24 protein-coding genes and 1 riboswitch are annotated in these 24,536 nt (G+C 64.2%); of the genes, 14 read left to right on the top strand and 10 right to left on the bottom strand.

Features of this window, described 5'->3' with window-relative positions:
• The gene (locus AB7Z56_RS31530; protein ID WP_063984582.1) at nucleotides 1–762 is read left to right on the top strand and encodes a hypothetical protein; all 762 of its coding nucleotides are present in this window, start codon (nucleotides 1–3) and stop codon (nucleotides 760–762) included.
• Here AB7Z56_RS31530 and AB7Z56_RS31525 read toward each other — a convergent pair.
• Complete coding sequence (locus AB7Z56_RS31525; RefSeq protein WP_063984581.1) at nucleotides 759–1,622, bottom strand: LysR family transcriptional regulator; 864 nt, start codon at nucleotides 1,620–1,622, stop codon at nucleotides 759–761. The genes AB7Z56_RS31530 and AB7Z56_RS31525 overlap by 4 nt on opposite strands.
• A 93-nt stretch (nucleotides 1,623–1,715) precedes the next feature.
• On the opposite strand from AB7Z56_RS31525, the gene AB7Z56_RS31520 reads away from it, so the two are divergent.
• Entirely contained in the window at nucleotides 1,716–2,543 is an 828-nt protein-coding gene (locus AB7Z56_RS31520; RefSeq protein WP_063984580.1) for an MBL fold metallo-hydrolase, read from the top strand.
• A gap of 22 nt (nucleotides 2,544–2,565) precedes the next feature.
• Here AB7Z56_RS31520 and AB7Z56_RS31515 read toward each other — a convergent pair whose 3' ends face one another.
• The 3 genes from AB7Z56_RS31515 to AB7Z56_RS31505 form a co-directional block, all read right to left on the bottom strand.
• Nucleotides 2,566–3,642, bottom strand: a complete 1,077-nt coding sequence (locus tag AB7Z56_RS31515) for a Cj0069 family protein (protein ID WP_063984579.1) — start codon at nucleotides 3,640–3,642, stop codon at nucleotides 2,566–2,568.
• A gap of 160 nt (nucleotides 3,643–3,802) precedes the next feature.
• Nucleotides 3,803–4,210 (bottom strand): GFA family protein, encoded by a 408-nt coding sequence (locus AB7Z56_RS31510; protein ID WP_063984578.1) that lies wholly within the window; start codon nucleotides 4,208–4,210, stop codon nucleotides 3,803–3,805.
• Nucleotides 4,211–4,348: 138 nt separating this feature from the next.
• The gene (locus AB7Z56_RS31505) at nucleotides 4,349–6,697 is read right to left on the bottom strand and encodes a TonB-dependent receptor (RefSeq protein WP_231144429.1); all 2,349 of its coding nucleotides are present in this window, start codon (nucleotides 6,695–6,697) and stop codon (nucleotides 4,349–4,351) included.
• 200 nt (nucleotides 6,698–6,897) lie between these two features.
• Nucleotides 6,898–7,105: riboswitch (cobalamin riboswitch) on the bottom strand.
• 231 nt (nucleotides 7,106–7,336) lie between these two features.
• Here AB7Z56_RS31505 and AB7Z56_RS31500 point away from each other — a divergent pair.
• The 4 genes from AB7Z56_RS31500 to AB7Z56_RS31485 all read left to right on the top strand — a co-directional run bounded on the left by AB7Z56_RS31500 (nucleotide 7,337) and on the right by AB7Z56_RS31485 (nucleotide 12,882).
• Nucleotides 7,337–7,702 carry a hypothetical protein gene (locus AB7Z56_RS31500; protein WP_063984576.1) on the top strand — a complete coding sequence of 122 codons (366 nt, stop codon included), beginning with the start codon at nucleotides 7,337–7,339 and terminating at the stop codon, nucleotides 7,700–7,702.
• A 102-nt stretch (nucleotides 7,703–7,804) separates the two neighbouring features.
• The gene (locus AB7Z56_RS31495) at nucleotides 7,805–8,197 is read left to right on the top strand and encodes a FixH family protein (RefSeq protein ID WP_063984575.1); all 393 of its coding nucleotides are present in this window, start codon (nucleotides 7,805–7,807) and stop codon (nucleotides 8,195–8,197) included.
• 84 nt (nucleotides 8,198–8,281) lie between these two features.
• Entirely contained in the window at nucleotides 8,282–9,715 is a 1,434-nt protein-coding gene (locus tag AB7Z56_RS31490; RefSeq protein WP_063984574.1) for an efflux RND transporter periplasmic adaptor subunit, read from the top strand.
• Nucleotides 9,712–12,882 carry an efflux RND transporter permease subunit gene (locus AB7Z56_RS31485; protein WP_063984573.1) on the top strand — a complete coding sequence of 1,057 codons (3,171 nt, stop codon included), beginning with the start codon at nucleotides 9,712–9,714 and terminating at the stop codon, nucleotides 12,880–12,882. Before AB7Z56_RS31490 ends, AB7Z56_RS31485 begins: the two co-directional genes overlap by 4 nt.
• Before the next feature lie 76 nt (nucleotides 12,883–12,958).
• Here AB7Z56_RS31485 and arsC read toward each other — a convergent pair whose 3' ends face one another.
• From arsC to AB7Z56_RS31465, 4 genes are read right to left on the bottom strand one after another with little or no spacing between them, the layout of a single operon-like run.
• Nucleotides 12,959–13,378 (bottom strand): arsenate reductase (glutaredoxin), encoded by a 420-nt coding sequence (arsC, locus tag AB7Z56_RS31480; protein WP_063984572.1) that lies wholly within the window; start codon nucleotides 13,376–13,378, stop codon nucleotides 12,959–12,961.
• Nucleotides 13,375–14,076, bottom strand: a complete 702-nt coding sequence (locus tag AB7Z56_RS31475; protein ID WP_063984571.1) for an aquaporin — start codon at nucleotides 14,074–14,076, stop codon at nucleotides 13,375–13,377. The genes arsC and AB7Z56_RS31475 overlap by 4 nt, the downstream gene beginning before the upstream one ends.
• Nucleotides 14,076–14,603: an arsenate reductase ArsC gene (locus AB7Z56_RS31470; RefSeq protein ID WP_063984570.1), complete on the bottom strand. Its 528-nt coding sequence runs from the start codon at nucleotides 14,601–14,603 to the stop codon at nucleotides 14,076–14,078. Before AB7Z56_RS31470 ends, AB7Z56_RS31475 begins: the two co-directional genes overlap by 1 nt.
• Nucleotides 14,596–14,958, bottom strand: coding sequence for an ArsR/SmtB family transcription factor (locus AB7Z56_RS31465; protein WP_063984569.1), 363 nt, complete (start codon nucleotides 14,956–14,958; stop codon nucleotides 14,596–14,598). Before AB7Z56_RS31465 ends, AB7Z56_RS31470 begins: the two co-directional genes overlap by 8 nt.
• 98 nt (nucleotides 14,959–15,056) lie before the next feature.
• Between AB7Z56_RS31465 and AB7Z56_RS31460 the strand changes: the two genes are divergently transcribed.
• From AB7Z56_RS31460 to AB7Z56_RS31440, 5 genes are all read left to right on the top strand, one after another.
• Nucleotides 15,057–15,257 carry a GDCCVxC domain-containing (seleno)protein gene (locus AB7Z56_RS31460; protein ID WP_080586512.1) on the top strand — a complete coding sequence of 67 codons (201 nt, stop codon included), beginning with the start codon at nucleotides 15,057–15,059 and terminating at the stop codon, nucleotides 15,255–15,257.
• A 91-nt stretch (nucleotides 15,258–15,348) separates the two neighbouring features.
• The gene (locus AB7Z56_RS31455; protein ID WP_063986549.1) at nucleotides 15,349–15,666 is read left to right on the top strand and encodes an ArsR/SmtB family transcription factor; all 318 of its coding nucleotides are present in this window, start codon (nucleotides 15,349–15,351) and stop codon (nucleotides 15,664–15,666) included.
• A 50-nt stretch (nucleotides 15,667–15,716) separates the two neighbouring features.
• The gene (locus AB7Z56_RS31450; protein WP_063984568.1) at nucleotides 15,717–17,087 is read left to right on the top strand and encodes an NAD(P)-binding domain-containing protein; all 1,371 of its coding nucleotides are present in this window, start codon (nucleotides 15,717–15,719) and stop codon (nucleotides 17,085–17,087) included.
• Entirely contained in the window at nucleotides 17,084–18,304 is a 1,221-nt protein-coding gene (locus AB7Z56_RS31445) for an MFS transporter (RefSeq protein WP_063984567.1), read from the top strand. The genes AB7Z56_RS31450 and AB7Z56_RS31445 overlap by 4 nt, the downstream gene beginning before the upstream one ends.
• Before the next feature lie 28 nt (nucleotides 18,305–18,332).
• Entirely contained in the window at nucleotides 18,333–19,505 is a 1,173-nt protein-coding gene (locus AB7Z56_RS31440) for an MFS transporter (protein ID WP_063984566.1), read from the top strand.
• Between the two features lie 7 nt (nucleotides 19,506–19,512).
• On the opposite strand, the gene AB7Z56_RS31435 is transcribed toward AB7Z56_RS31440, so the two are convergent.
• Entirely contained in the window at nucleotides 19,513–20,295 is a 783-nt protein-coding gene (locus AB7Z56_RS31435; protein WP_063984565.1) for a sulfite exporter TauE/SafE family protein, read from the bottom strand.
• A gap of 708 nt (nucleotides 20,296–21,003) precedes the next feature.
• Between AB7Z56_RS31435 and AB7Z56_RS31430 the strand changes: the two genes are divergently transcribed.
• The 3 genes from AB7Z56_RS31430 to AB7Z56_RS31420 all read left to right on the top strand — a co-directional run bounded on the left by AB7Z56_RS31430 (nucleotide 21,004) and on the right by AB7Z56_RS31420 (nucleotide 23,398).
• Nucleotides 21,004–21,900: a DUF1259 domain-containing protein gene (locus AB7Z56_RS31430; protein ID WP_063984564.1), complete on the top strand. Its 897-nt coding sequence runs from the start codon at nucleotides 21,004–21,006 to the stop codon at nucleotides 21,898–21,900.
• 25 nt (nucleotides 21,901–21,925) lie between these two features.
• On the top strand, nucleotides 21,926–22,522 hold the full coding sequence (locus AB7Z56_RS31425) for a superoxide dismutase (RefSeq protein WP_231144430.1): 597 nt from the start codon (nucleotides 21,926–21,928) through the stop codon (nucleotides 22,520–22,522).
• A gap of 129 nt (nucleotides 22,523–22,651) precedes the next feature.
• Nucleotides 22,652–23,398: a sulfite exporter TauE/SafE family protein gene (locus AB7Z56_RS31420; protein ID WP_441256721.1), complete on the top strand. Its 747-nt coding sequence runs from the start codon at nucleotides 22,652–22,654 to the stop codon at nucleotides 23,396–23,398.
• A 72-nt stretch (nucleotides 23,399–23,470) separates the two neighbouring features.
• Here AB7Z56_RS31420 and AB7Z56_RS31415 read toward each other — a convergent pair whose 3' ends face one another.
• Entirely contained in the window at nucleotides 23,471–24,409 is a 939-nt protein-coding gene (locus tag AB7Z56_RS31415; protein WP_063984561.1) for a transcriptional regulator GcvA, read from the bottom strand.
• Nucleotides 24,410–24,536 lie beyond the last annotated feature (127 nt).

Genomic DNA, 24,536 nt, shown 5'->3' with positions numbered 1-24,536 from the left:
ATGCCGGATGCCATCCGCCAGATCCGGCCTGTCGTAACGGCCGTCCTGCTCGCACTCGTCGGTGCGACGCTCGGCGCGTGCAGCGGCGGCGATTTCGGCCGCACCCGCGCTGACATGCGCAGCGACGACATGCATCGCTGGCTCGGGGCCGAGGCCACCGGCAGCGTCGGCCTGAAGTCGTCACAATTCCAGCTCACCGACGCGGAGCGCCAGCTTCGCGATCTCGCCTATCCCATGATCGAGCCGCCGCTGTCGCGGCCCGCCTGGAAGAGCGTATTCGGCGACTACAGGGCGCTGCCGTCGCCCTGGCAGCAGAAGGTCGTGTTCGACCGCACCATGTATGGGCGCACGCTGATCGACGAGCCGCATCGCTCGCATTCATCGCGCTATGCGCAGCTGATCGAGGACGTGCGCAACGACATCACCCGTTTCGAGCCGTTCTTCGGCTCCGCGATCCGCGTCATCGATCTCGACAGGAAGCGCGATGCGACCATGGCGCGCGTCTCCGAGCTCTCGCCAAGGGAGAGGGACGATGCGGTCGCGCGCATGCAGGAGAACTCGCTGATCATCCAGTGGGTGCAGCTGTGCCTCGAGCAGCGCGTCTCGTCCTATCGCTGGGCGCTGGAGCGTCTGGTGATCCAGGCGCCCGACGGCATGGCCGCCGATGCCGACCGCCTGATCGGCGAACTCGCAGCCCAGACCGCCAATCCGCCGGTCGCGGCGCAGCCGCCTTACGGGCGCGCCGTGGTCACGAAGGGCTAGGACTTCCTGCGCTTGTTACGCCGTGGGCCGGTCCGATCCGGCTTTCGCCGCTGCCTCTGGAGCTTCCCGACAAACTCCTTCAGCGCATCCGCCAGCGGCTCTGACGCGCGGTAGGCGAGGCCGACCTCGCGTTTGACCCTGACCTCGATCTCGCGCACCGCGACATCAGGGTTGCCGCGCGCCACGCCTTCCGGGACGATGGCAATGCCGACGCCGGCCGCGACCAGCGCCATCGCCCAATCCTCCGATTGCGCGATCGCCGCGGTCTGCCTTCGTTGTGAGCTCCGACCGAAGAATTCGCTTTGCTCGCAATGGCAGCGGTCGATCAGAGGGACGCCGGCGAGATCGGCGGTCCGCAGCTTCTCCTTCAGCGTCAGCGGATGCGAGGGCGGAAGTGCGGCGACATAGCGCTCGCTCCACAGCGCGACGAAATGCTCGTCGGCGCGGAGCATGCTCTTCGAGATGATGCGCGCATCGGCGCGCTCGTCGCTGCCGACGAGGCGGAGCGCGATGTCGGTGCGCGCCGTCAGCGGCTTCAGCAGCGCGATCGTTCGGGGTATGTCGAGCGTGCGCATCAGTCCCAGCGTGACGGTGGTCTTCGTATTCGGCTTCCTGAACAGGCTGCGTGCGGCGTCCGCCTCGTCGATGATGCGGCGGGCCAGCGCATGAAACTGCTCGGCTGAGGCGGTCGGCGCGACGCCCTTCTTGTGCCGGATGAACAGGGTGGTGCCGAGCTCGGCCTCCAGATGGGTGATCGCGGTCGAGATCGACGGCTGCGACACGAAGCAAGCCCGCGCCGCCGCGGTCAGATTGCGCTCGCGGTACACGGCTGCGAAGTAGCGAAGCTCGCGGATGTCCATAGGATATGCCTAGAGATAGTATCAATATTCAATATTTTACCTATAGATCGCCCGGTGGCAAGAACGCCCTGCTCACAACAGCAGGAACGCGCCATGAAGATCCAGCACCTCAACACCGGCACGATGTGCCCCATGGGCCGCCGCCTTGTGAACGGCACGGGCGGCCTGTTCCAGCGCGCCCGCCTGGTCTGCCATTGCCTGCTGGTCGAGACGAGGGACGGACTCGCTCTGGTCGACACCGGCATCGGTCTCGGCGATATCGCAACGCCCGATCGGCTCGGGGGCCGATGGCTGCGCCAGACCGCGCCGAGGCTGGATCCGGCGGAGACGGCGGTCGAGCAGGTGAAGGCGCTCGGCTACTCGCCCAGCGATGTGCGCCACGTGCTGCTGACGCATCTCGACCGCGACCACGCCGGCGGCGTGCCGGACTTTCCCCATGCCGCGATCCACGTCCACCGCGCCGAATACGACATGGCGGTGCTGCGCAAGCCCGCGCCGCCCGAAGGGCGTTATGTCACGGGGCAGTGGAGCCATGGGCCGGGCTGGACATTCTATGGCGAGGCCGGCGAGGACTGGTTCGGCTTCAAGGGCGTGCGCGCGCTCGGCGACAAGGAAGCCGACATCCTGATGATCCCGCTCGCCGGCCACACACTCGGCCATTGCGGCATCGCGGTGCGATCAGGCGAGAAATGGCTGCTGCATGCCGGCGACAGCTATTTCCACCACGGCCAGCTCGACGCGTCGCCGCACGTGCCGCTCATGCTCGGCTATTTCCAGCGCCGCGGCGACATGGATCGCAAGATGCGGATCGCCAACCAGGCGCGGCTGCGCGCGCTGAAGCTGAACCACGGCGACCGCGTGAGCATCGTCAACAGCCACGATCCCGTCGCCTATGAAAGCTGCCGCTGCGCTGCGCATTAGGGTGTCGAAGCCGGGCCGCCGGTTATGCGCCCGAACGCACTGCTTGAGTCCGGAGCAAGCGGTGCTTCACCGTTCGGGCGATTGCCGCCGGCGCGTCGTCGGGAATCGCAAAGCATGAGCTCGCGTTGATTTCGCACAGGACGTAGGTGTCGGTACCGGCGGCGTCGCGGGGCCCGTACAGGAAGTCGGCGTCCCAGATCACCGGCAGCGACGGTTCGTCGATGCCGAGCGTGTCCATCAGCTGCGGCGTCCATTCGTCCTCCATCGATCTTCGGAGCGCCTGGAATTGCGGAGCATCGGGTCCGTGCATGATCCGTGGGCCCGGCTGCGCCTCAGGTGCGTCGGGGCCTTCCGGCGGCGGGATCAGCGCCTTGATCAATTGATGCCCGAAGCCCACGACCTCAGCGCCGCTCATGTAGCAGCGGATCATGCCGTCGGGCAGGCGGGGTTGGAACGCCTGGTCGATGATGCAGCCGCCCCATCCGAAATACGGTTCGCAGCGGGCGAGCAAGGCATCGAGCGGCATGTCCTCGGGTAGACTGCCGCGTTGGGCATGCAGCACGCGAACCATGGCGTCCGCGTTGGGCAGGGCCTCCACCTTCCACACCCCTTGGCCACCATTGCCGCGATTTTGCTTGAGCACGCGCGGACCGTTCGCCTGAAGGCGCGAAGGAAATTCGGCGCGGAAGCTTGCGGCGGTGTCATAGCGATGCGTGTCGGCTCCCCAGCCGAGATGACGCGTTCGGTAGAGCACGTCCTTGACGCCCATCTTCAGGATCACGTCGGGATGTGCGCTCACCCATGGCCCTTGCGCCGCAACGTCGCGAAGCAGCGGGTCGAGGGCCTCGCGCGTCTTGCCCTGATGGATCGGATCGACCCAGACGAGCACGCCATCGACGGCGAGCAGTTGATCGCGGACGGCGTCGGCGAAGATCTCGTCGTAGATCACCGGCCGGGCTTCGATGCCGACCGCGGCGAGTGCTTCGAAAACGCGGACGAAGCGGCTGTTTTGTGCCGTCGTGTCCCGGCGCGCGGCAGCGTCGCCGCGGGAGAGGATGGCAACGGTAGGGCGGAGAGGAGGGTGGCGTTCGGTATCCATGCGCAAGCTCCACGAATGGCGTGCTGCGCAGAGCTTGGACCGAGGTCTCACGGGGAGTCTGCTTCGTCCCCACGCCGATCAATCTACGTGAGATCGTCCGGCCGTTGCAAGATGGTGTTTGTGCGGTTCCATCCAGACGGCGAACGCTTCGCGCGCGCCGCTACGGTGGCGGAGGATAGCGGTCGAATGTCGGCAGTTCGTGCGCGCGCTCCATCCATCGAAGGCGCTCTGCGACCTGGATGTGCATCGTCGCCGGTACGGCATCGGGATCGTCGTAGGTCGCGCTCTGGACGTCGATGACCCCGGGTAACATGTCGGCATTGACATAAAACAGGCCGGTTCCGCAGTCGCCGCAAAAGTGCCGCCAGGCATGTTCCGAGGAGTGATACACCTTGGGCTCGCCCTTGGTCACCTTGACGGCATCGTCCGCGTACATCGTCCAGCCGACGACGGGAGCGCCCGCGTGAAGCCTGCAATCGCGGCAGTGACACAGCGCGTGCACGATCGCTTCGCCCTCGACCTGATAGCGGATTGCGCCACAGTGACAACCGCCGGTGATGGTGCTCATGCGTTCCTCCCGATGGAAGCGAGGTTTCGTTGATCGATAGCTCTCGAGACCCGCGGCTTCAACGGCGCAATCGATTTGCGATTGCGTCCTACTGTCGCGTGACACCTCCCGCCACGGCGCGGACGAGGTGATCCGCGACTACCACTTGAACGAAGCCGCGACCTCGTAGCTGCGCGGCGCGCCCAGGATGATCTGGTCGGTGTAACCCGGATCGCCCCAGGCCGCGTAGAGCTTGTTGGTCAGGTTCCTCACGCGAAAGCTGATCCGGGTCTGGTCGACGCCCGGGAAATAGGCTTTTGGAATATCGACGAACGCGTATGCGTCGAAGATCGTGTAGGCGTCCATCGTGACCAGATTGTCCTGGAAGTTGAAGCGGTCGCCGACGTGACGGACGAGGCCGCCGATCTCCACCGGCAGCTTCGTGTCGAAGCGATAGGAGGCGCCGGCGTTGGCGATGAAGTTGGGAACGTTGGGCGGCGTCTTGCCCGAATAGGACTGGAAGTCGCCATTGCCGTCGACATAGGTGAAGTCGATGAAGCGCGACTGCACGAAGGCGACGTTGCCCCATAGTTTCAGGCCCGCGACCGGATTGACCGCGGCGGCAATCTCGACGCCCTTGGAGGCCATCTTGCCGGCGACGTTGAAGAGGATGCCGCTTTCGGGGACGTAGACGTTCTTGCGCTCGATGTCGAAGGCCGAGAGCGTGGCCTCCGCGCGCTTGTCGGCCGACAGCAGCTTCACGCCGGTCTCGTAGGTTCGCGACGTCGTGAGCAGCAGCGGCGTCGTGGGCCTGAGGATGAAGATGTTCGCGACCGTCGGGTCCGCCGCCGTCGCGTACTGGCCGTAAAGCATCACGCCGGGCGCGATGTCCCAGGTGTAGCCGATGCGTCCGGTGACCGGATTGAACGTCTTCGAGAAAGGATAGCTGGCTTTCAGGAGGCCAGTCTCGTCGAAGCGGGTCCGCGACAGCTCGATATTCTCAAAACGGATGCCGCCGATCAGCGCGAAGGTCGAGGTCAGCTTGAGCCGGTCCTCGAACGACAGCGAGGTGGTGTCGAGATGGGTGTAGATCTTCTCGTCGCTGCGCGGGCCGTAGAGGCCGCGGTCCGGATTGAGGAGATCGACGTAGTCATTGAAGAACAACGTGTCCTGCGAGACGTTGAACTGGTTGCTGCTCGCCGCCACGGTGGCGACGAAGCGATTGTCCATTCCGGCGACGTTGGAATTGACGGTGAGGTCGGTGATGTTGCCGTAGAGCCGCTGCGCGTGATCGAGCGCCAGGCGCTCGCGGTAGATGCTCTGCGCGCCTGCGAAATTGCCTACGGTCTGGTCGAACGACGAGATCTCGTTGTTGAACCAGTGCCGGTGGGCGTCATAGCCGTAGACTTGGCTTTTCAGCGAGATGTTGTTGGTGATGTCCCATTGAAAGCCGCTGCGCAGCCAGAGCTCGTTGGCGCCGCTGTGATTGTCGAGCACGTTGTAGTTCGTGGTCAGCGTGCGCGCGTCGATGGTGACCGGGACCGGCGTGCCGCCGCCGAGGTAATAGTTGCTCCAGACGCCGGACACGATGCCGTACGTCGGCACGATGCCCGGCGCGTTCGCCGGCACCAGCGGCGTCCCCCAGTAGAAGCGGTCGTTGTCCTGCCTGTATTCGGTTGCGCCCCAGATCTTCAGGTTCTCGTTGACGCGATAGTTCAGCTGGCCCGAGACGTTGCTGAGCTTCGAATAGGTGTCGTCGATAAAGCCCTTGTTGTTGAAATGGCTGATATCGAAGCGGTAGTCGAGGCCGTTGATCAGCGTGCTGCCGCCCGATCCGTAACCGGCGCGATAGCCGTTGAAGGAATCGTAGGAGGTGAAGGCGTCGTTGACGATTGGTCCGGTGTGCGGCGCCTTGTTCACGTAGTTGATGGCGCCGCCGGTCGCACCGAGGCCCGCCACCAGCGAGTCCGGTCCCTTGATGATCTCGACCTGCTGGAGGCCAGCCACGTCCATGGGACGGCCGGTCATGGTCGACGGCCCGATCGGGATGCCGTTGTAGAGCGTGGAGATCTGGTCGCCGGAAAAGCCACGCATCGAGAAGATGGCGGGCGCGCCGGGCGCATCGCCGCCGGTGACGCCGACTGCAGCCTTGGCGACGTCGGTCGTGGTCCGGATGCCCAGGTCCTGCATCGTCCGCTGACTGATGACCTCGACGGTCGCCGGCATCTCGCGCGCCGTGATGCCGAGCCGGGAGCCGACATCGGTGACGGCTGCCGTGTTGAGCGGCGTCTGCACCGGGCCGCTCGGAGCTTGCGTGGCCGGAACGGCGACAGCAGGGGCGCCACGATTGCGTCCCGCGGCGCGCCGGGCGGCGCGCTGCTTCTGAGTGCCGGGGCTGACGGCAGGAGCCTGTCGCGGCGCAGGCGGCGACACGATCACCGGGCCGACCTCCCGGGAGCGGTTGTCCTGCGCCGCGCTTTGCGCGAGCGCCGCGGACGACAAGGACACCGACGAGAGCAGAGTAATCAGGAAAGCACGCGATAACGCTGGCCTTGCGCCAGCACGGAAATGAAAATGTTGCACAACAACGCTCTGCGGCGACGCAAACAAACCGTCACCGCGGTTGCCTTAGTCATCCACCTTCGCCCCAGGCGGCGGATGCACCGGCTACTTGTCCGACATCAGGGCACCCCGCCCAATGCGTTCGCGCGTGACCATGGCTGGCAGCAGGTTTCCTGGCTCGCGGGTCATCGCCTTCGACCACCTTCCCAGAGGCCCAAGCGGGGCTCCAGTGGTTTGTTTGGTCGTCGACTATCCGCCTACAGTTGCGGGGGCAGCCGCGGAATTGCCCACTGAGGTGGACGCACCGCATTCCCTTGAAGAGTCCTTGCGGACACTACCGATCACGAAACTGGCATCAGGGGATGAGCGCGTCAACATCCGCGCGGGCTGCTGGACGGGCTGGTCGGTCGATGGTGGCCTTGTGTTGCTGTTTTGCACGATAGTCCGAAGGACCGCGTCGAAACGTCCAACCCGGCCTCCGGACCAGCCTGGGTAACGAACGCTTGACCACGATCAATGACTGCCTTTGGTGCCCGAATATGCTACTGAGGCCGAGTTCCGGCCTGACAAAGTAAGTCGATATTGATGCAGTTCGTCCGTACCATCCTGGCAGTCGCCATCGCCATATCCTTGGCGATGCTGCCGGTTGGCGCGTCCGCGGCGAACCTCGCAATGTCGTCGGATGGCATGCAGACGGCCATGCACATGAGCGGCGACGCCGACATGTCGATGGACGATTGTTGTCCCGACATGAAGGGAACAGGCTCCCATAGCGGCGGCTACAAGTGCGGGATGGGCTTCTGCTGCGTCGGTGGGATCATCGCGCTCGGTGATGTCAGGCCCGTGGCGTTCGAGCGTCTCGCCGTCATGGCCAGCACGTTGGCTATTCCCCCGGATCAGGTCGTTTCCTTCCGCGGCGGCAGTCCTCCTTTCCGACCTCCTCGAATCTGATCTCGCAAAGCCCGAGACGCGAGCGGCATGCCTGCTCGCGACGACGACTGACGTGCGCGCTTCACGCGCCACGGCGAAAGATCAATTCATGAGGACAAGACAATGCTTTCCAAAATCCGCACCGCGGCTCTCGCCGCCACCCTTTCGCTTGCCGCTTCAGCCGCGATGGCGGGCGCGGGCGACTACGCCTTCGAGCCCGTCACTCCGCAGATGAGGAAGGGCGAAGACGTCACGCTCGCCGTTCGCCTGACGAACAAGCAGTCCGGCAAGCCGATACCGGACGCAGTCATCTTCAAGACCCGCCTCGACATGGCCCCGGACGGGATGGCCGAGATGGAATCGGCGGTCGCGCCGCTGCCGTCCAGGGAGCCTGGTGTGTACGCCTTCAAGACGGACCTGCCGATGGCTGGCCGCTACCAGATGACGCTGTCCGTGAAGGTGCAGGGCGAACCGGAGACCGTCACCGGCAAGGTGATCGTCACGGCGGTCAAGTGAGCGTTCGGGCGCTGCCCGGCAGCGCCCGACATTCCCCCTTTTCCTTCACACGGACGCGCGCTCCCGGGTGCGCGGATACACGACATGAAAACGCTGCGTCTCCTGACGGCACTTGCGCTGGGCGGCGGCCTGGTCCTGGCCGGCTACTACTGGCATTCGAACGGTGCGGGCTGGCTCGCTGAGGCCGACATATCATCGGCTGCGGCCGCCGCGGAGCGAACTCCGCTCTACTACCGCGATCCAAGCGGCGCGTCGCTCTGGTCTGCGGGTCCGAAGAAGGACGACCGCGGGCGGGACTATCTGCCGGTCTACGACGACGATGGAGCGGCCGTCGCGCCGGCGCTACCGAAGGCGCAAGCGGCTTCGCCGCGAAAAATCCTCTACTACCGCAATCCGATGGGGCTGCCCGACACGTCGCCCGTCCCAAAGAAGGATCCGATGGGGATGGACTATGTCGCCGTTTACGAAGGCGACGACACCGACGACGGCACGGTGAAGCTGTCGCCCGGCAAGATCCAGCGCGCGGGCGTGAAGTCCGAGCCCGTCACGCGGCGCTCGATCCGGGTCTCGGTGAAGGCGCCCGGCACGATCCAGCTCGATGAACGCCGCGTGTCGGTGATCGCGATGCGCGCCGAAAGCTTCGTGCAGAAGGTCGCCGACGTGACCACCGGCACGCGCGTGAAGGCCGGCCAGCCGCTGATGGAAATCTACAGTTCGGCGGTGGCGTCCGCAGCGGCGGAATATCTTGCGACGATCACCTCCAAGACGGTCGGCGGTGTCGAGATGTACGGCCGCGGCTCGCGACAGCGGCTGGTCAATCTCGACGTTCCCGAGTCCGTCATTGCGGAGATGGACAAGACGCACACCGCGCCCGTCGCCATACGCTGGTCTGCGCCGCGCGACGGGGTCGTGCTCGAACGCAATGCGATCGAAGGGATGCGGGCCAATCCCGGCGACGTTCTGTTCCGGATCGCGGACACCTCGGTGGTCTGGGCGCTGGTCGACGTGGCCGAGCGCGATCTCGGCAACATCGCGGTGGGGCAGTCAGTCGCGGTGCGCGCGCGCAGTTTCCCCGGCCGGACCTTCACCGGGACCATCGCCGTCGTCTATCCGCAGGTGAACCGCGACACGCGCACCGTTCGCATCAGGATCGAGCTCGCCAATCCGGACGCGGTGCTGCTGCCCGACATGTACGTCGATGCCGACATCGACACGGCCGATGCCGCGCCCGTCCTGGCGATACAGGACAGCGCGGTGCTCGACACCGGCAGCCGGCAGGCCGTGCTCGTCGACAAGGGGGAAGGGCGTTTCGAGCCGCGGGAAGTCAAGCTCGGCCGTCGCGGCGGCGGCTATGTCGAGGTGCGCCATGGTCTCGCGGACGGCGAGGCGGTGGTGACCTCCGCCAACTTCCTGATCGATGCGGAAAGCAACCTGAAGGCCGCGCTGAAGGGGTTTGGCGAGGCGGCATCCCAGGCCACCGACGCCGGCCCTGGCAATGCAACGGGAGATCACAAATGATCGCCCGCATCATCGCCTGGTCGGCGCGCAATCTGCTGCTCGTGCTGTTCGGCGCCGGCTTCGCGGCCGCCGCCGGCCTCTATGCCCTGGTTCACCTTCCGCTGGATGCGATCCCGGACCTCTCGGATACGCAGGTCATCGTCTACACCGAGTATCCCGGCCAGGCGCCGCAGGTGATCGAGGATCAGGTCACCTATCCGCTGACGACGGCGATGCTCACCGTGCCGAAATCGAAGGTCGTACGCGGCTTCTCGTTCTTCGGCGTCTCCTTCGTCTATGTGATCTTCGAGGACGGCACCGACATCTATTGGGCGCGGTCGCGCGTCATGGAATTCCTGAACGGCGCGGCGTCCAGGCTTCCCGCCGGCGTCACCCCGACCATCGGGCCCGACGCGACCGGCGTCGGCTGGGTCTACCAATACGCCGTCATATCGAAGGAATTGAACCTGGCGGACACGCGCACGATCCAGGACTGGAATCTGAAGTTCGCGCTGGCCAAGGCCGAAGGCGTCGCCGAGGTCGCCAGCGTCGGCGGCTTCGTCAAGCAGTACAACGTGGTCCTCGACCCGCAGCGGATGCGCGACCGCGGCATCAGCATGCAAAAAATACGTGAGGCGATCCGCGCCAGCAACGCCGACGTCGGCGGCCGCACCGTCGAGCTCTCCGAGTTCGAATACGTCATCCGCGGCAAGGGCTACATCAAGAGCATCAACGATCTCGGCAACATCGTGCTGAAGACGAGCAACGGCACGCCGGTGCTGCTGCGGGACGTCGCCAACGTCGAGCTCGGGCCCGACGAGCGGCGCGGCATCGCCGAATTGAACGGCGAGGGCGAGGTCGCAAGCGGCATCGTGCTGCAGCGGTTCGGCGTCAACGCCCTCGACGTCATCGAAAACGTCAAGAAGCGCTTCAGGGAGATCGCGAGCAGCCTGCCGAAATCGGTCGAGATCGTGCCGGTCTACGACCGGTCGAACCTGATCTACGCGGCGATCGATACCCTCAAGCATACCCTGTTCGAGGAGAGCATCGTCGTCGGGCTCGTCTGCATCGTGTTCCTGCTGCATGTCCGCAGCGCACTCGTCGCGATCCTGATGTTGCCGGTCGGCGTGTTGATGGCGTTTGGCGCCATGAAGCTGCTCGGGCTGGGATCGAACATCATGAGCCTGGGTGGCATCGCGATTGCGATCGGCGCCATGGTGGACGCCGCCATCGTCATGATCGAGAACGCACACAAGCACCTCGAACGGGCGGGGCCCGATCAGTCACGCGTGCAGGTTCTGATCGACGCGGCATCCGAGGTCGGCCCCGCGCTCTTCTTCAGCCTGTTGATCATCACCGTGTCGTTCATGCCGATCTTCACGCTGGAATCGCAGGAGGGCCGATTGTTCAGCCCGCTGGCGTTCACGAAGACCTTCTCGATGGCCGCCGCGGCGTTGCTGTCCGTCACCCTGGTGCCGGCGCTGATGGTGATCTTCGTCCGCGGCAGGATCGTCCCGGAGAGCAGGAACGTCATCAACCGCTTCCTGATCTGGGTCTACCGTCCCGTGATCAAGGGGGTTCTGCGCGCCAAGACGCCGGTCATCCTGGCTTCGCTCGTCGTGCTTGCGGTGACGATCTGGCCGGCGCGCCAGCTCGGCACCGAGTTCATGCCGGCGCTGAATGAGGGAACGCTGCTCTACATGCCAACGACGCTGCCCGGCATTTCGGTCACCAAGGCGGCCGAGCTGATGCAGATGCAGGACCGCATCATCAAGTCGTTCCCGGAGGTCGCTTCGGTCTATGGCAAGGCGGGACGAGCCGCCACTGCGACCGATCCCGCCCCGACAGAGATGTTTGAGACGATCGTCAACCTGAAGCCTAGGGAGCAGTGGCGTTCCGGCGTTACCGTCGACAGTCTCATCGCCGAGATGGACAAGGCGTTGCAGTTTCCGGGTGTCTCCAATGCCTGGACCATGCCGATCAAGGCACGTATCGACATGCTCTCGACCGGAATCCGCACGCCGGTCGGCGTCAAGGTCATGGGCAATGACCTCGCCGAGATCGACCGGCTCGCGAAGCAGATCGAACGCGTCATCAAGACCGTACCCGGCACCTCGTCGGCCTACGCCGAGCGTGGCATCGGCGGCTATTATCTCGAGATCGTTCCCGACCGTGAGGCGCTCGCCCGTTACGGCATCCTGATCCAGGACGTCCAGGACACCATCGCGGCCGCGCTCGGCGGTCAGACGGTCACGACGATCGTGGAGGGACGGCAGCGGTTCACCGTGAACATGCGCTATCCGCGCGACCTTCGTGACAACCCCAAGGCCATCGCCAGCGACATCCTGGTGCCGATGCCGTCGGGCGGCGCCGTGCCGCTCGGCGAGGTGGCGAAGGTCGAACCCGCGCGCGGGCCGACGTCGATCCGGACGGAGAACGGCCAGCTTGCGACCTACATCTACGTCGACATCCGGGATCGCGACATCGGAAGCTACGTCACTGACGCGCAACGCGCCGTGACGGAGAGCATCCGGTTTCCCGCCGGCACCTACGTCGTGTGGAGCGGCCAGTACGAATATCTGCAGCGCGCCGCCGCCCGTCTGAAGATCGTGGTGCCCGTGACGCTCACGATCATCTTCCTGCTGCTGTACCTGAACTTCCGGGCGATGACCGAGACGCTGATCGTGATGCTGTCGCTGCCGTTCGCGCTGGTCGGCGGCATCTGGATGATGTGGTGGCTCGGCTTCAACCTGTCCGTTGCCGTCGCGGTCGGCTTCATCGCGCTCGCAGGCGTCGCCGCCGAGACGGGTGTCGTCATGCTGATCTACCTCGATCACGCGCTGGCCGAGGTGAAGGCCAGATGCAGCGCCGAGGGGAGGCCACTGACGCGCCGGGATCTCCACGACGCCATCATGGTGGGCGCGGTCGAGCGCGTGCGGCCCAAAATGATGACGGTGGTTGCCATCATGGCCGGTCTGCTGCCGATCATGTGGAGCACCGGGGCCGGATCGGAGATCATGCAGCGCATTGCGGTGCCCATGATCGGCGGCATGACGTCATCGACACTGCTGACGCTGGTCGTGATCCCCGCAATTTTCGGCTTGGTGAAGGGCCGGGGGCTTCCATCGGGCGAACGATCGGCTCCTGCCGACGAATGGACCGCGCGCGCGTCGCAAGCCGCCGAATAGGCTGGGCGGAGGTCGTCTTCACGGCGACCTCCGCTCTGGCGTGAAAAAAACCGCGGCGGATTCCGACCGAGGAGCGTTAGGGGCGGTGAGTCGCCTGGCGCGCTTCGACCACCTCGCCATCTTCCTTCGTGAACCGGCCGACCGGATTGTCGAGGAGATCGACGACGGCTTCGGAAGGGCGGCACAAGCGCGTGCCCTTCGAGGTCACGACGATCGGGCGGTTGATGAGAATGGGATGCGCGAGCATCTGATCGATCAACTGGTCGTCGGTCCATTTGGGGTCGGCGAGGCCGAGCTCCTTGTACGGCGTGCCCTTCTCGCGCAGCAATCCGCGAACCGTGATGCCCATCGCTGCAATCAGCTGCTTGAGCGTCTCGCGCGATGGCGGGGTCTTGAGATATTCGATGACCGTGGGCTCCGCGCCGCTCTGTCGAATCATCGCCAGCGTGTTGCGCGAGGTGCCGCAATCGGGGTTGTGGTAGATCGTGACGTTCATCGGGTCGTCTCCGCGATTGGGACAGGGCCGCGCGACTTCGACTGTCCGAGCAGCCAGTTCATCAACAGCATGCCGGCGAATGCTCCGCAGAGCTCCGCAAGGATGAAACCGGGCAGGTCGGTCGGACGAATGCCCGAGAACGTGTTCGTCAGCGACCGCGCGATGGCCACCGCCGGATTTGCAAACGACGTGGAGGCCGTGAACCAATAGGCTGCCGTGATGTAAAGGCCCACCAGCCAGGGAACCGCCGTCCGCTGAAATCGGATGCCGGCCAGGATCGTCGCGACCAGACCGAAGGCGGCGACCGCTTCGGCGAACCATTGCGGCCCTCCCGTTCGAACCTTCGTCGAGAAATCGAGCAGGGGAAGTCCGAACATCAGATGCGCGGCCATCGTTCCCGCGATGCCGCCGGCGATCTGCGCGACCACGTAGAGCACGGCTTCGTTGACCGGAAGCTCGCGCTTGCCGGTGAAGACGAGGGTCACCGCGGGATTGAAATGCGCGCCGGAGATCGGACCGAGCACGGTGATCAGGACAACCAGAATGGCTCCGGTCGGCAGGGTATTGCACAGAAGCGCCAGCGCTACGTCCTTGGTCAGCGTCTCGGCCATGATGCCGGAGCCGACGACGGTGGCGACGAGAATGCCCGTGCCGAGCGCTTCGGCTGCGAGGCGCCGTGGAAGATCGAAATTGTCCATCAGCCGGCCTTCGGCGTTGAATGTGTTGCGCCCTGGGAGCGTCCGATCTCGCGCAGCTTGGTGCCGAGGGAGAGCTTGTCGATGCTCCTGAGCGGCAGGCTCACAAAGGTGTCGATCCGATTCTTGAGGTAGCGGAATGCGGTGACGAACGCTGCCTGTTTCTCCAGATCGGTACCTTCGGCTGCGGCGGGGTCCTCGATACCCCAATGTGCGGTCATCGGCTGTCCCGGCCAGATGGGGCAGGATTCACCGGCCGCATTGTCACAAACGGTGAAGACGAAATCCATCACCGGCGCATCGGGAGCGGCGAACTCCAGCCAGCTCTTCGAGCGCATCCCGTCGGCGGGGTAGTCCATGCTTTCCAGCGTGCGCAGCGCCAGCGGGTGCACCGCGCCTTTCGGCGCGCTGCCGGCGGAGAACGACTGAAAACGGCCGGCTCCGTCCTTGCGAAGGATCGACTCGGCGAGGATCGAGCGCGCCGAATTGCCGGTGCACAAGAACAAAACATTGTACATCTGGTCAGGCACGGCTTCGCTCCTTTCGCTTTGGCGAGCAGCAGGCTTGAAGGCTCTCGACAACCGGTTCGCAAACCTCCGGCCGGCCGCCGCAGCAATCCCGAAGCAGGAAAACCGCAACGTCCCTGAACTCCGCAAGGTTGGCGCGATAGACGATTGAACGGCTGTGTCGCTCGGAGGTGACGAGGCGGGCACGCGTCAGGATCGAGAGATGAGCCGAAAGCGTATTCGGCGGGACTTCCAGCAGACGTGCGAGGTCGCCGGCCGCAAGGCCATCGGGCTCGTGTCGGACCAGCGTCCGGAAGGCCTCCAGACGGGTCGATTGTGACAGGGCGGCGAGCGCCAGGACTGCTTCTTCAGTTTCCATATATCCAGATTTATAGAAATGATGATAAAGCGTCAATTGAATTTCCGAACTCGCCGCGCTTAGAATGCGTTGTGTCTTGCGATCGAGGAAAGCCGGCCATGCAAACCCAATCGGTGATCACGTGTCCGGTCTGTCATCACGCGTCAGCCGAAACCATGCCGACCGACGCCTGTCAGTTCTTCTACGATTGCAAGGGATGCGGGACCCGGCTCAAGCCGACGAGCGGCGATTGCTGCGTCTTCTGTTCGTACGGATCGGTCCCTTGTCCGCCGATCCAGCAGAACGGAAAGTGCTGCTGAAGCCGCTCCGCCGGGGGCGGTCGCATATATATATTTCCAATATTCTAGAAATACGGTTGACGGCGAGGGCGGATCGGCGCATCTTATGGTCATGAAGATCGACGACGCAGCAGCACGCTTGGAAGCCCTGGGTAACCGGACGCGGCTCCAGATTTATCGGGCGCTGGTCCGGGCTGGACAGCCGGGCATGCCCGTCGGTCGCTTGCAGGACAAGCTGAAGATCCCGGCATCGACGCTATCTCATCACATCAAGTCTCTGGTTGCGGTCGGGCTCATTAGTCAGGTCCGCGAATCCACGACCCTGGTCTGCCACGCGAACTACGACGGGATGCGGGGCCTGGTGGATTTCCTGGTGTCGGAGTGCTGTGCCGACGAAACCGAATGCAAGGATACCAAAACGGCGGCCTGATTTTTTTGGGCCGAATTATTCGATGATTCTAGAACAACGGGAGTAGCGAAATGAGCGACGGAAAGACAGTTGCCATTGTCGGGGCAGGGCCGGTCGGCCTGGCTGCGGGCGCGCACGTGCTCGAACGCGGCATGTCTCCCATCGTGCTCGAGGCCGGACCCGAAGCCGGACACGCCGTCCGCCAGTGGCAGCAGGTCCAGCTGTTCTCGCCATGGGAGTACAATGTCGACAAGGCCGCCGCGCGCCTGCTTGCACCGACGGGATGGAATTCGCCGGACCCGCAATCCTATCCGACCGGCGGCGAACTGCTCGATCGATACCTGACGCCGCTCGCGACGCGAACGTCGCTGCGCGATGTGATCCGGACCTCCAGCCGCGTCTCGGCCATCAGCCGCGTCGGCTTCGACAAGGCAAAGACCAGGGGGCGCGAGCAGGCGCCTTTTGAAATCCGCTATCAGAACGGCAAGGGGCCCGAGGTTCTGCGTGCAGACGCCGTGATCGATACATCAGGCACATGGTTCTCCCCCAATCCGGCCGGCCGCAACGGCCTGCCGGCGATCGGTGAATCCGAATGCGGCGACCGAATTGCCTACGGCATGCCGGATGTGCGGGGTGCCGGCCGTTCCAGATATGCCGGGAAGACTGTTGCGGTGCTCGGCGCGGGCCATTCTGCGGTGGGCACGCTGATCGATCTCGTGCATCTCGCCGACGAAGTGCCGGGTACGCAGCCCGTCTGGCTGTTGCGCGGCGCCGATCCCGCGAAGGCGTTTGGCGGCGGCCGTAACGACAAGCTCGCGGCGCGCGGCGAACTCGGCAGTGCCTTCGCCGCACTTGTTGCCTCCGGGAAGATCAAGGTCGAAACCGAATTCGGGGTGACGCACCTCTCGGACTCCGAAGGTCGCCTCAAGATCGCGGCAGGGTCCTGTTGCGGAGGGCGAAGCGTGGTCGTGGACGAACTGATCGTGTCGACAGGTTTCCGTCCTGACTTCTCGTTCCTGTCCGAACTGCGTTTGCGGCTCGATCCCGCCATCGAGGCACCGGTCGCCCTGGCGCCGCTGATCGACCCCAACGAGCATAGCTGCGGGACGGTGCGTCCCCACGGCGCGCGCGAGCTCGCGCATGATGAAGCGGGTTTCTACATGGCTGGCATGAAGTCGTACGGCCGCGCTCCGACCTTCCTGATGATGACGGGTTATGAGCAGGTTCGCTCGATTGCGGCCGACATCGCCGGCGACAAGGAGGCGGCGGCGAGGGTGGAGCTTGTGCTGCCGGAGACCGGCGTCTGCACACGTGGCGGTGTCGAGGCCGCCGGGACCGCATCGGGATGTTGCGGCGGGCCGGCGAAGGAGGATTTGTCCGCCTGCTGTGCTGCCGACGAAACGGCCAAGAAGGCCGGCGCTTCGGGGTGTGGTTGTTCATGAAGCAAGTTCTCGCGGGCCAAGCCCGAGGCCCGCTCGGCGTCGTCGCCGCGCTCGGCACCGCGCAAACGGTTGCATGGGCGTCGAGCTATTATCTCCCGGCCATCCTGGCTGCGCCGATTGCGCGCGATCTCGGTCTCGCGCCGACTTACGTGTTCGGCGCGCTGTCGGGAGCGCTCGTCATCTCTGGTCTGCTCGGCCCGCGCGTGGGGCATGCCATCGATACGTTTGGCGGGCGCAGCCTGCTTGCCATTTCGAACCTCGTGTTTGTGGCAGGCCTGCTCCTGCTGTCCGTGGCCCATGGCGTGGCGGTGCTGATTGCGGCCTGGACGTTGCTCGGGATCGGTATGGGCATGGGCCTCTATGAGGCGGCCTTTGCGACGCTTGCGCGCATCTACGGTACCAATGCACGACGAACCATCACCGGCATCACGCTGATCGCCGGTTTCGCCAGCACGCTCGGTTGGCCCCTCACGACCTGGCTCGCGTCGGAGTACGGCTGGCGCGTCGCCTGTCAGGTATGGGCGTCGATCCATATCGCTGTTGCGTTGCCGCTCAATCTCTCGCTGCCGCGCGCCGTCCCATTGGACCAACAGGCTCGACCGGGGCCGGGTGCAATCCAGCAATCCGGACGCCAGAGCGAGACCTTCGCGATGGTGCTGCTGGCTTACATGTTCGCGGCAGCTAGCTTCGTCAGTTCGGGCATCTCGGCCATTCTGCCGACCATGCTGGTTGCGTTCGGCGCCACACCGGCTCAGGCCTTGCTCGCGGGCGCGCTGGTTGGGCCTGCACAAGTCGGCGCGCGTCTGCTGGAAGCAGGATGGCTCGCCCGGTTTCACCCGCTGCTTTCGGCGAGGCTGGCCATGCTGATGAATCCGATCGGCGTCGTTGCGCTGGTGATGGGCGGACCCTTGCTCGCGTCGACCTTCACGGTGCTGTACGGAGCGGGCAACGGCATCATCACCATTGCCCGTGGGACGCTTCCATTGGCGCTGTTTGGGCCGGCCGGATTCGGCAGGCGGGTCGGCATGATCTCGCTGCCTTCTAGACTGACGGGTGCCGCCGCGCCGCTCGCACTGGGGCTGATGGTGGAGCACATCGGCAGCAGTGCGCTGTGGATCAGCGCGCTCGTCTCGGTCTCGGCCTTCTTCGCGCTCTTGCTGCTTCGTACGGAGCGGGCAAACTCAACGCCTCTCCAGGTAGGAGAACAAAATTCGTAAGTTCGGCGGTCGGTCTCTGATTGCGGTGATGTGCATTGGGCAGGTCGGCAACCTCCTGCCGCATGTGACCTTGTCCGCAAATCTGGCGCAGCATTTGATGCCGGAGTGGGGCCTCTCCGCTGCCGAAGGCGGCCTGATGGCGAGCGGTTATGCGTTCGGCTACATGCTCGCGGTGCCCGTGCTGACGACGTTGACCGACCGGATCGACGCGAGGATTGTCCTGCTCTGGGGCTCGATCGTCAGCGGGCTCGCGACCGCAGCGTTCGGAATCTTCGCGCAAGGGTTCTGGTCGGCCACCGCGATCTGGTCCCTTGCAGGGCTTGGATTTGCCGGCGCCTACATGCCGGGCCTGAAGGCGCTGACGGACCGGCTTCCCGCCGGCAACACCTCACGCGCCGTCACACTGTACACCTCGAGCTTCTCGGTCGGCGTTGGCCTCTCGTTCCTGGTCGCGCAACTGATCGCCGACCGCTGGGGGTGGCGCACCGCCTTCCTCGTCACCGGCCTCGGTCCCGTCGCCATGGTCGTCGCGTGCCTTCTGATGCGGGAGCAGCGGTCCGCGCCGAAGGCGGGACGTCTGCTCAACTTCGCACCCGTCTTCGCCAACCGCGAGGCGCTCGGTTACATCCTCGGCTATGGCGCGCACTGCTTCGAGCTTTACGGCATCCGCACCTGGCTGGTCGGGTTCTGGACCTTCGTCGTTGCGCACCAGGGCGCGCCGTCTTGGTTGAGTCCCGTCGTGCTGAGCTTCTGCTTCGCGGTGATCTCGATGCCCGCAAGCATCCTCGGCAACGAGGCCGCGCTGAAATTCGGCCGCCATCGGGCGATCACGATCGTCATGATCGCATCGGCCTGCGTCGCACTTATCATCGGCCTCAACGCGACGGCGCCGGCATGGGTGCTCGCACTGCTGCTGCTCGCCTATGGCCTGACCGTGCCCGCCGATTCAGGTGCGTTGACTGCCGGCATGTCTGCCGCGGCGACTTCCGAACATCGCGGTGCGACCCTGGCCTTGCATTCGACGGTCGGCTTCGGTCTGTCGGCGGTTGGAGCCTGGGGAACCGGCGCCGCGCTCGACGCCGCCGGCGGTCCGCAGAGCGCGACCGGCTGGCTGCTGGCGTTCATCGTTCTTGCGGCGGGAATTGCGTTGGGTCCGTTCGCGCTGCTCTGGGCGCGGATGGATCGAACGTATCACGCCTGAGCCAGCTCTACTCGTGCCGCCATATCTCCACGGCTGAGATGACCAGGATCACAGCCAATCCCGGCAAAAGAATCGAATTCGGGACAACGCCGAGCAGCAAGCCGCCGATGAATGTACCGACGATCGATCCGATCGCCATTGCAAGCATGAACTGCCAGTTGGCGCGGAGCACTGAAAAGCTTTGATCGCGGCTATAGCGCGCGAAGCCCACCAGCATCGTCGGAAGGCTTACCGCGAGTGAGAGGCTGCCTGCCAGCTTGACGTCCGCGCCGAACAGCAGGATCAGGGTGGGGATCAGGAATTCTCCACCGGCAACGCCGAGCAACGACGTCACGATGCCAATCACGAAGCCTGCCGCTACGCCCGCGATAATCAGGTACATGCCGGCTAGCGCCGGGGCGGTTGCTGCCGCAGTGCTGTGCGCGAACAGAAGCACACCTGCGATCAGCAGCAACAAGACGGCTATGATCTTGTAGAGCGTTTCGGATTTGAGGCGCGTCGCCCAGGATGCTCCGGCATAGGCGCCAACAAGGCTGCCAGCCAGCAGGTTCAGGATGACCGGCCAATGCGCATATATTTCGGCAAAGGGAACGGCGCGGGCACGAAATGGCAGCGCGCTGGCCACCACGATCAGGCTCGTCGCCTTGTTGAGGACCACGGCTTCAAGACCGCGAAACCTGAACAAGCTGATGAGCAGCGGCAGACGAAATTCAGCGCCCCCGAGGCCGATGAGGCCGCCCAAGGTACCGATGATTGCGCCCGAGCCGAACGCGGCGGAATTGTTTCGCATGGACACGACGGAAAAAATGCGCTGGTGCGCAAAACTGGACTTGCCCGTAATCCGTCGTGGCGGGGAGCTTCACACCTGCTTACGGCAGGGAGTGGGGCAGAGGAACAGGCTAGTCTAGAATCTCGGGCGTTGCAAACTTACGTCCACTCGGCTTCGAGTGGCAGGGGACGATGACGATCCTTCGATCATGGCTCGCTTTTCTCCGACATGAAACCGCGACGGATTGCTCCGCGCGGGTGTTACGAACTTTAGATGCTGCCTGTATGCGGGTCTTTTGCTCGACGTGCCAAAGGTTCCAAACCGTCGGCGCTATCCTCGTGACGTGCCTCCGATGACTTCTGCATTCCCCGACTTAAGCAGGTTGACAGTTCGGCCATCCGGGTTTTAATTCGCCGCTACGGGGATGTGCGATCTCCCCGTGAGGCGACATGCCCAAGTATCGCGTCCTTAATCACCAAGGGCGCAGCATGTCAGCATCATACATCCCCATTTCTTCCGGCAGATTATCTAGACTGATCGGCACGGCGAATACGCCGGCGCTTATCGATGCGCGCGTTGACGGGGACGTCTCAGCCGACCCCCGCCTGATACCCGGCGCCGGGCGACGCTCGCGCGACGTCCAGGATTGGGCCTCCCGCTTGATGGGCCGATGCGATCGATCTCGGGGCGTGATTAGCCGCAGCTGCTTCAAGACCTAGGAGCACATCAATGAGAAACACACTCTTCACGTTCATCGGTCTCGGCGCCTGCCTCCTTGGCTCGGTCTCGACGGCTCAAGCGCAGAACATCGACTGGCAGAAGGTTGACGAGACGCTGGGCCGCAAGCCCGCCGTTTCGGACGACGTCCACCGCTACGGCTTTCCCCGCAGCGATCTCTCCGTGACGTTGGACGGGGTGACGATCAAGCCGGCGCTGGCGCTCGGCGGCTGGGTTGCGTTCAAGCCTGGGCACGGCGGCGCCATGGTCATGGGCGACCTCGTGCTGCTCGAAACCGAGATCAATCCCGTGATGGCGAAGATGATCGCGAACGGCCTCGAGATCACCGCCATCCACAATCATCTGCTGCGCGCGAGTCCGGCGACGTTCTACATGCATGTTGCCGGGCACGGGGACCCGGTCAAGCTCGCCGCTGCGATCCACGATGCACTTGCCGAAAGCAAGACTCCATTGACCGTCGCAGCGCCGGCGAGCCCGCCGCCGGCCGTGGACCTAGACACCGCGAAGCTCGACCAGATTATCGGCAGCAAGGGACAGGTCAACGGAGGCGTCTACCAATTCAACGTGAAGCGACGTGATCCGATCACGCAAGATGGCATGCCATTGACCCCTGTCGCCCCAATGGGCGTTGCGATCGGTATCAACTTCCAGCCGACGGGGGGCGGGAAGGCGGCCATCACGGGCGACTTCGTGCTGACGGGCAACGAGGTCAACCTTGTCATTCTGGCGCTGCGCACGCACGGCATCGAGGTGACCGCGCTGCATAGCCACATGCTGGATGAGCAGCCGCGGCTTTTCTTCATGCACTTCTGGGCGAACGACGATGCCGTGAAGCTCGCCGAAGGCTTGCGCGCGGCCCTGGACAAGACTGCCAGCACGAAAAGTTGAGCCAAGGATTAGAAGGAGAAGCCCGATGCGTTACGAAGCCAAACCGATGCCGTTCGATCCAAAGTCGATCAGCGGAATCTCTGAAAAGGTGCTCGTCAGCCACTACGAGAACAACTACGGCGGAGCCGTGAAGCGGCTCAACGCGATTGGCGCGCAGCTCGCAGAGCTCGATTTCGCGAAGGCGCCGAACTTTCTCATCAACGGCCTGAAGCGCGAGGAGTTGATCGCAACGAACTCGATGATCCTGCACGAGATCTACTTCGACGGTCTTGGTGGATCCGAGAGGCCGAGCGGCGCTCTCGCCGATGCGATTGCGCGCGACTTTGGCAGCATCGAGCGCTGGCGTACGGAATTCGCGGCCATGGGCAAGGCCGAAGGCGGTGGCTCGGGTTGGGTGATCCTTGCCTATTCACCCCGTGACGGGCGGCTCATCAATCAATGGGCCGCAGATCATACCACAACGCTCGCCGGCGGTCGGCCGGTGCTGGTGCTCGACATGTATGAGCACGCCTATCACATGGATTTCGGCGCTGCCGCCGCCCGCTATGTCGACGTCTACATGGAGGCCATTCGCTGGGAGAACGCCGCCAAATTGTACGATCGATACGCCGGGGAATCCTGAAAGAGGCGGGAGGGGGGTAGGACGCCGAGGTATTGCCAAACGAGTGATCGATTGCGGGGACCCGCGACCTCCCCATCAGATGGATATCCATCCAAGTGCTCGCCTGCATTGTTCTTGGGGAGACGACCCATGGATGGACCTGTCTTCGCTCTCTTCGCACTTGCCGCGCTCGCTGGCGGCTTCGTCAGCGGCTTTTCCGAATTCGCCATGGGCCTCGTGGTGTCGGGCGTATGGCTGCACATCATCACGCCGATGCAGACCGCTACCTTGATCGCAGGCTACGGCTTGCTCACGCAGGGCTACGGCATCTTCAAGCTGCGACATCTCCTCGACCTTCGGAAGGCTTGGCCGCTCGCGCTCGGAACTGTCATCGGCATCCCGATCGGCGTCAGCATTCTCGCTTACCTGAACCCCAGCTACCTCCGATTTGGTGTGGGGGTCCTGCTGGTGCTCTACGCAATCTACGGCCTGACGAAGCCCGTATTCGCTCCGGTAAAGATCGGAGTCGGAGCCGATATCGCCATTGGCGTCTCCAACGGCTTGCTTGGCGGCCTGACAGGGCTCGGCGGCGTGATCTCGACGATTTCCTGCCAATGGCGCGGCTGGCCCAAGGACGTGCAGCGCGCGGTGTTTCAGCCAGTGCTGTTCGTGGCGTTCGTTGTCATCTCGAGCTCTCAGGCCGTAGCCGGTACCATAACGAAGGAAACGCTGATGCTATACGCATTGGGCGTTCCCTTCATGGTCGCGGGCCTTTGGTCCGGCTTCAAACTTTTCGGCAAGATCAACGACGAGACCTTCCGCAGGACCGTGCTGGCGCTTCTGCTGCTCGCGGGATTGTCGCTGATCGCATCGGTGCTGTCGTTCGGACTGCGTTGATATCAGCCGAATCCCCGGCGGCTTACCACCTCGGACTATTCTCCGCGGACGAGAAAATCGCCGGAAAGAGGCCTATCGCCGCCTCGCTGCCTTTGGTGTCCCGATGACGGATTTAAGCAGGCGCAGGTCGCTCGACGCCTCCGCGAGCAGCCAGTCACGAAATGTCGCAATCTTCGGAAGTGACGCGGTCGCCTTGGGGCAGACGATCCAATAGCTCTTCGACAATGGCACCGACTCCGGGAAGGGCAGCGCCAGCCGTCCATTGATCAGGTCCCAGGCCCCTAATGTCGTGCGGGCCAGGGCGATGCCCTGGCCGTTGATTGCGGCATCGATGACCATGCTGGCGCGATTGAGCACCGGACCATGCGTGACATCGGCGTCGTCAATGCCGACGCCACGTAGCCAATTTGCCCAGTCGGACCTGCTGTCGAGGTGGATCAGGGGAAATCTCAGGATATCCGCGACCCCGCCGATGCGGCGGCGTCCCGACAGCAGCTTGGGACTGCACACGGCGAAGAGCCGTTCCGTGCAGAGCCTTGTGGCATCGAGGCCCGGCCAGTTTCCATCGCCATGGCGGACCGCAAGATCGACCTCCTCACGCGCAAAATCGACGTGATGCATCGTTGCCGAGACGCGGAGATCGATTCCCGAATGCGCTTCCGCGAAATGGCCGAGGCGATGCACCAGCCATTTGGCGGCAAAATCCGGGGACGTGCTGACCGTGAGCACGCCTGCGTTCTGTCGCTGCAACAGCCGCTCCGTACCCGCGGCAATTCGGTCCAGCGCATCACGTATCACCGCGAGATAGTCGCGGCCCGCTTCCGTGATGATCAGGCGCTGGCGCTCGCGGCTGAACAGCTTGATGGCGAGCTCCGTTTCCAACGCCTTGACCTGATGACTCACCGCACCTTGCGTGACGCACAGCTCTTCGGCGGCCCGCGTGAAGCTCTCGTGGCGGGCTGCGGCTTCGAAGGCCTTTAGTGCGTTCAGCGGTGGCAAACGCGGGCGCATGACGAACCTTCCTGAGGGACTTCATGAGAAAAATTGGGGCTGGCCCGAGAAACGATGCTTTGCGGACTTTGCCCTGCCGGCCCTATGCAGGCGGCCACGACACGAAATCATGGGAGTTGGAGGCAAT

This window comes from Bradyrhizobium sp. 482_C4_N1_8 (assembly GCF_052075965.1).
In the GTDB taxonomy this organism is placed as follows: Bacteria; Pseudomonadota; Alphaproteobacteria; order Rhizobiales; family Xanthobacteraceae; genus Bradyrhizobium; species Bradyrhizobium barranii.
This window is presented reverse-complemented; position numbering and strand designations above follow the sequence as displayed.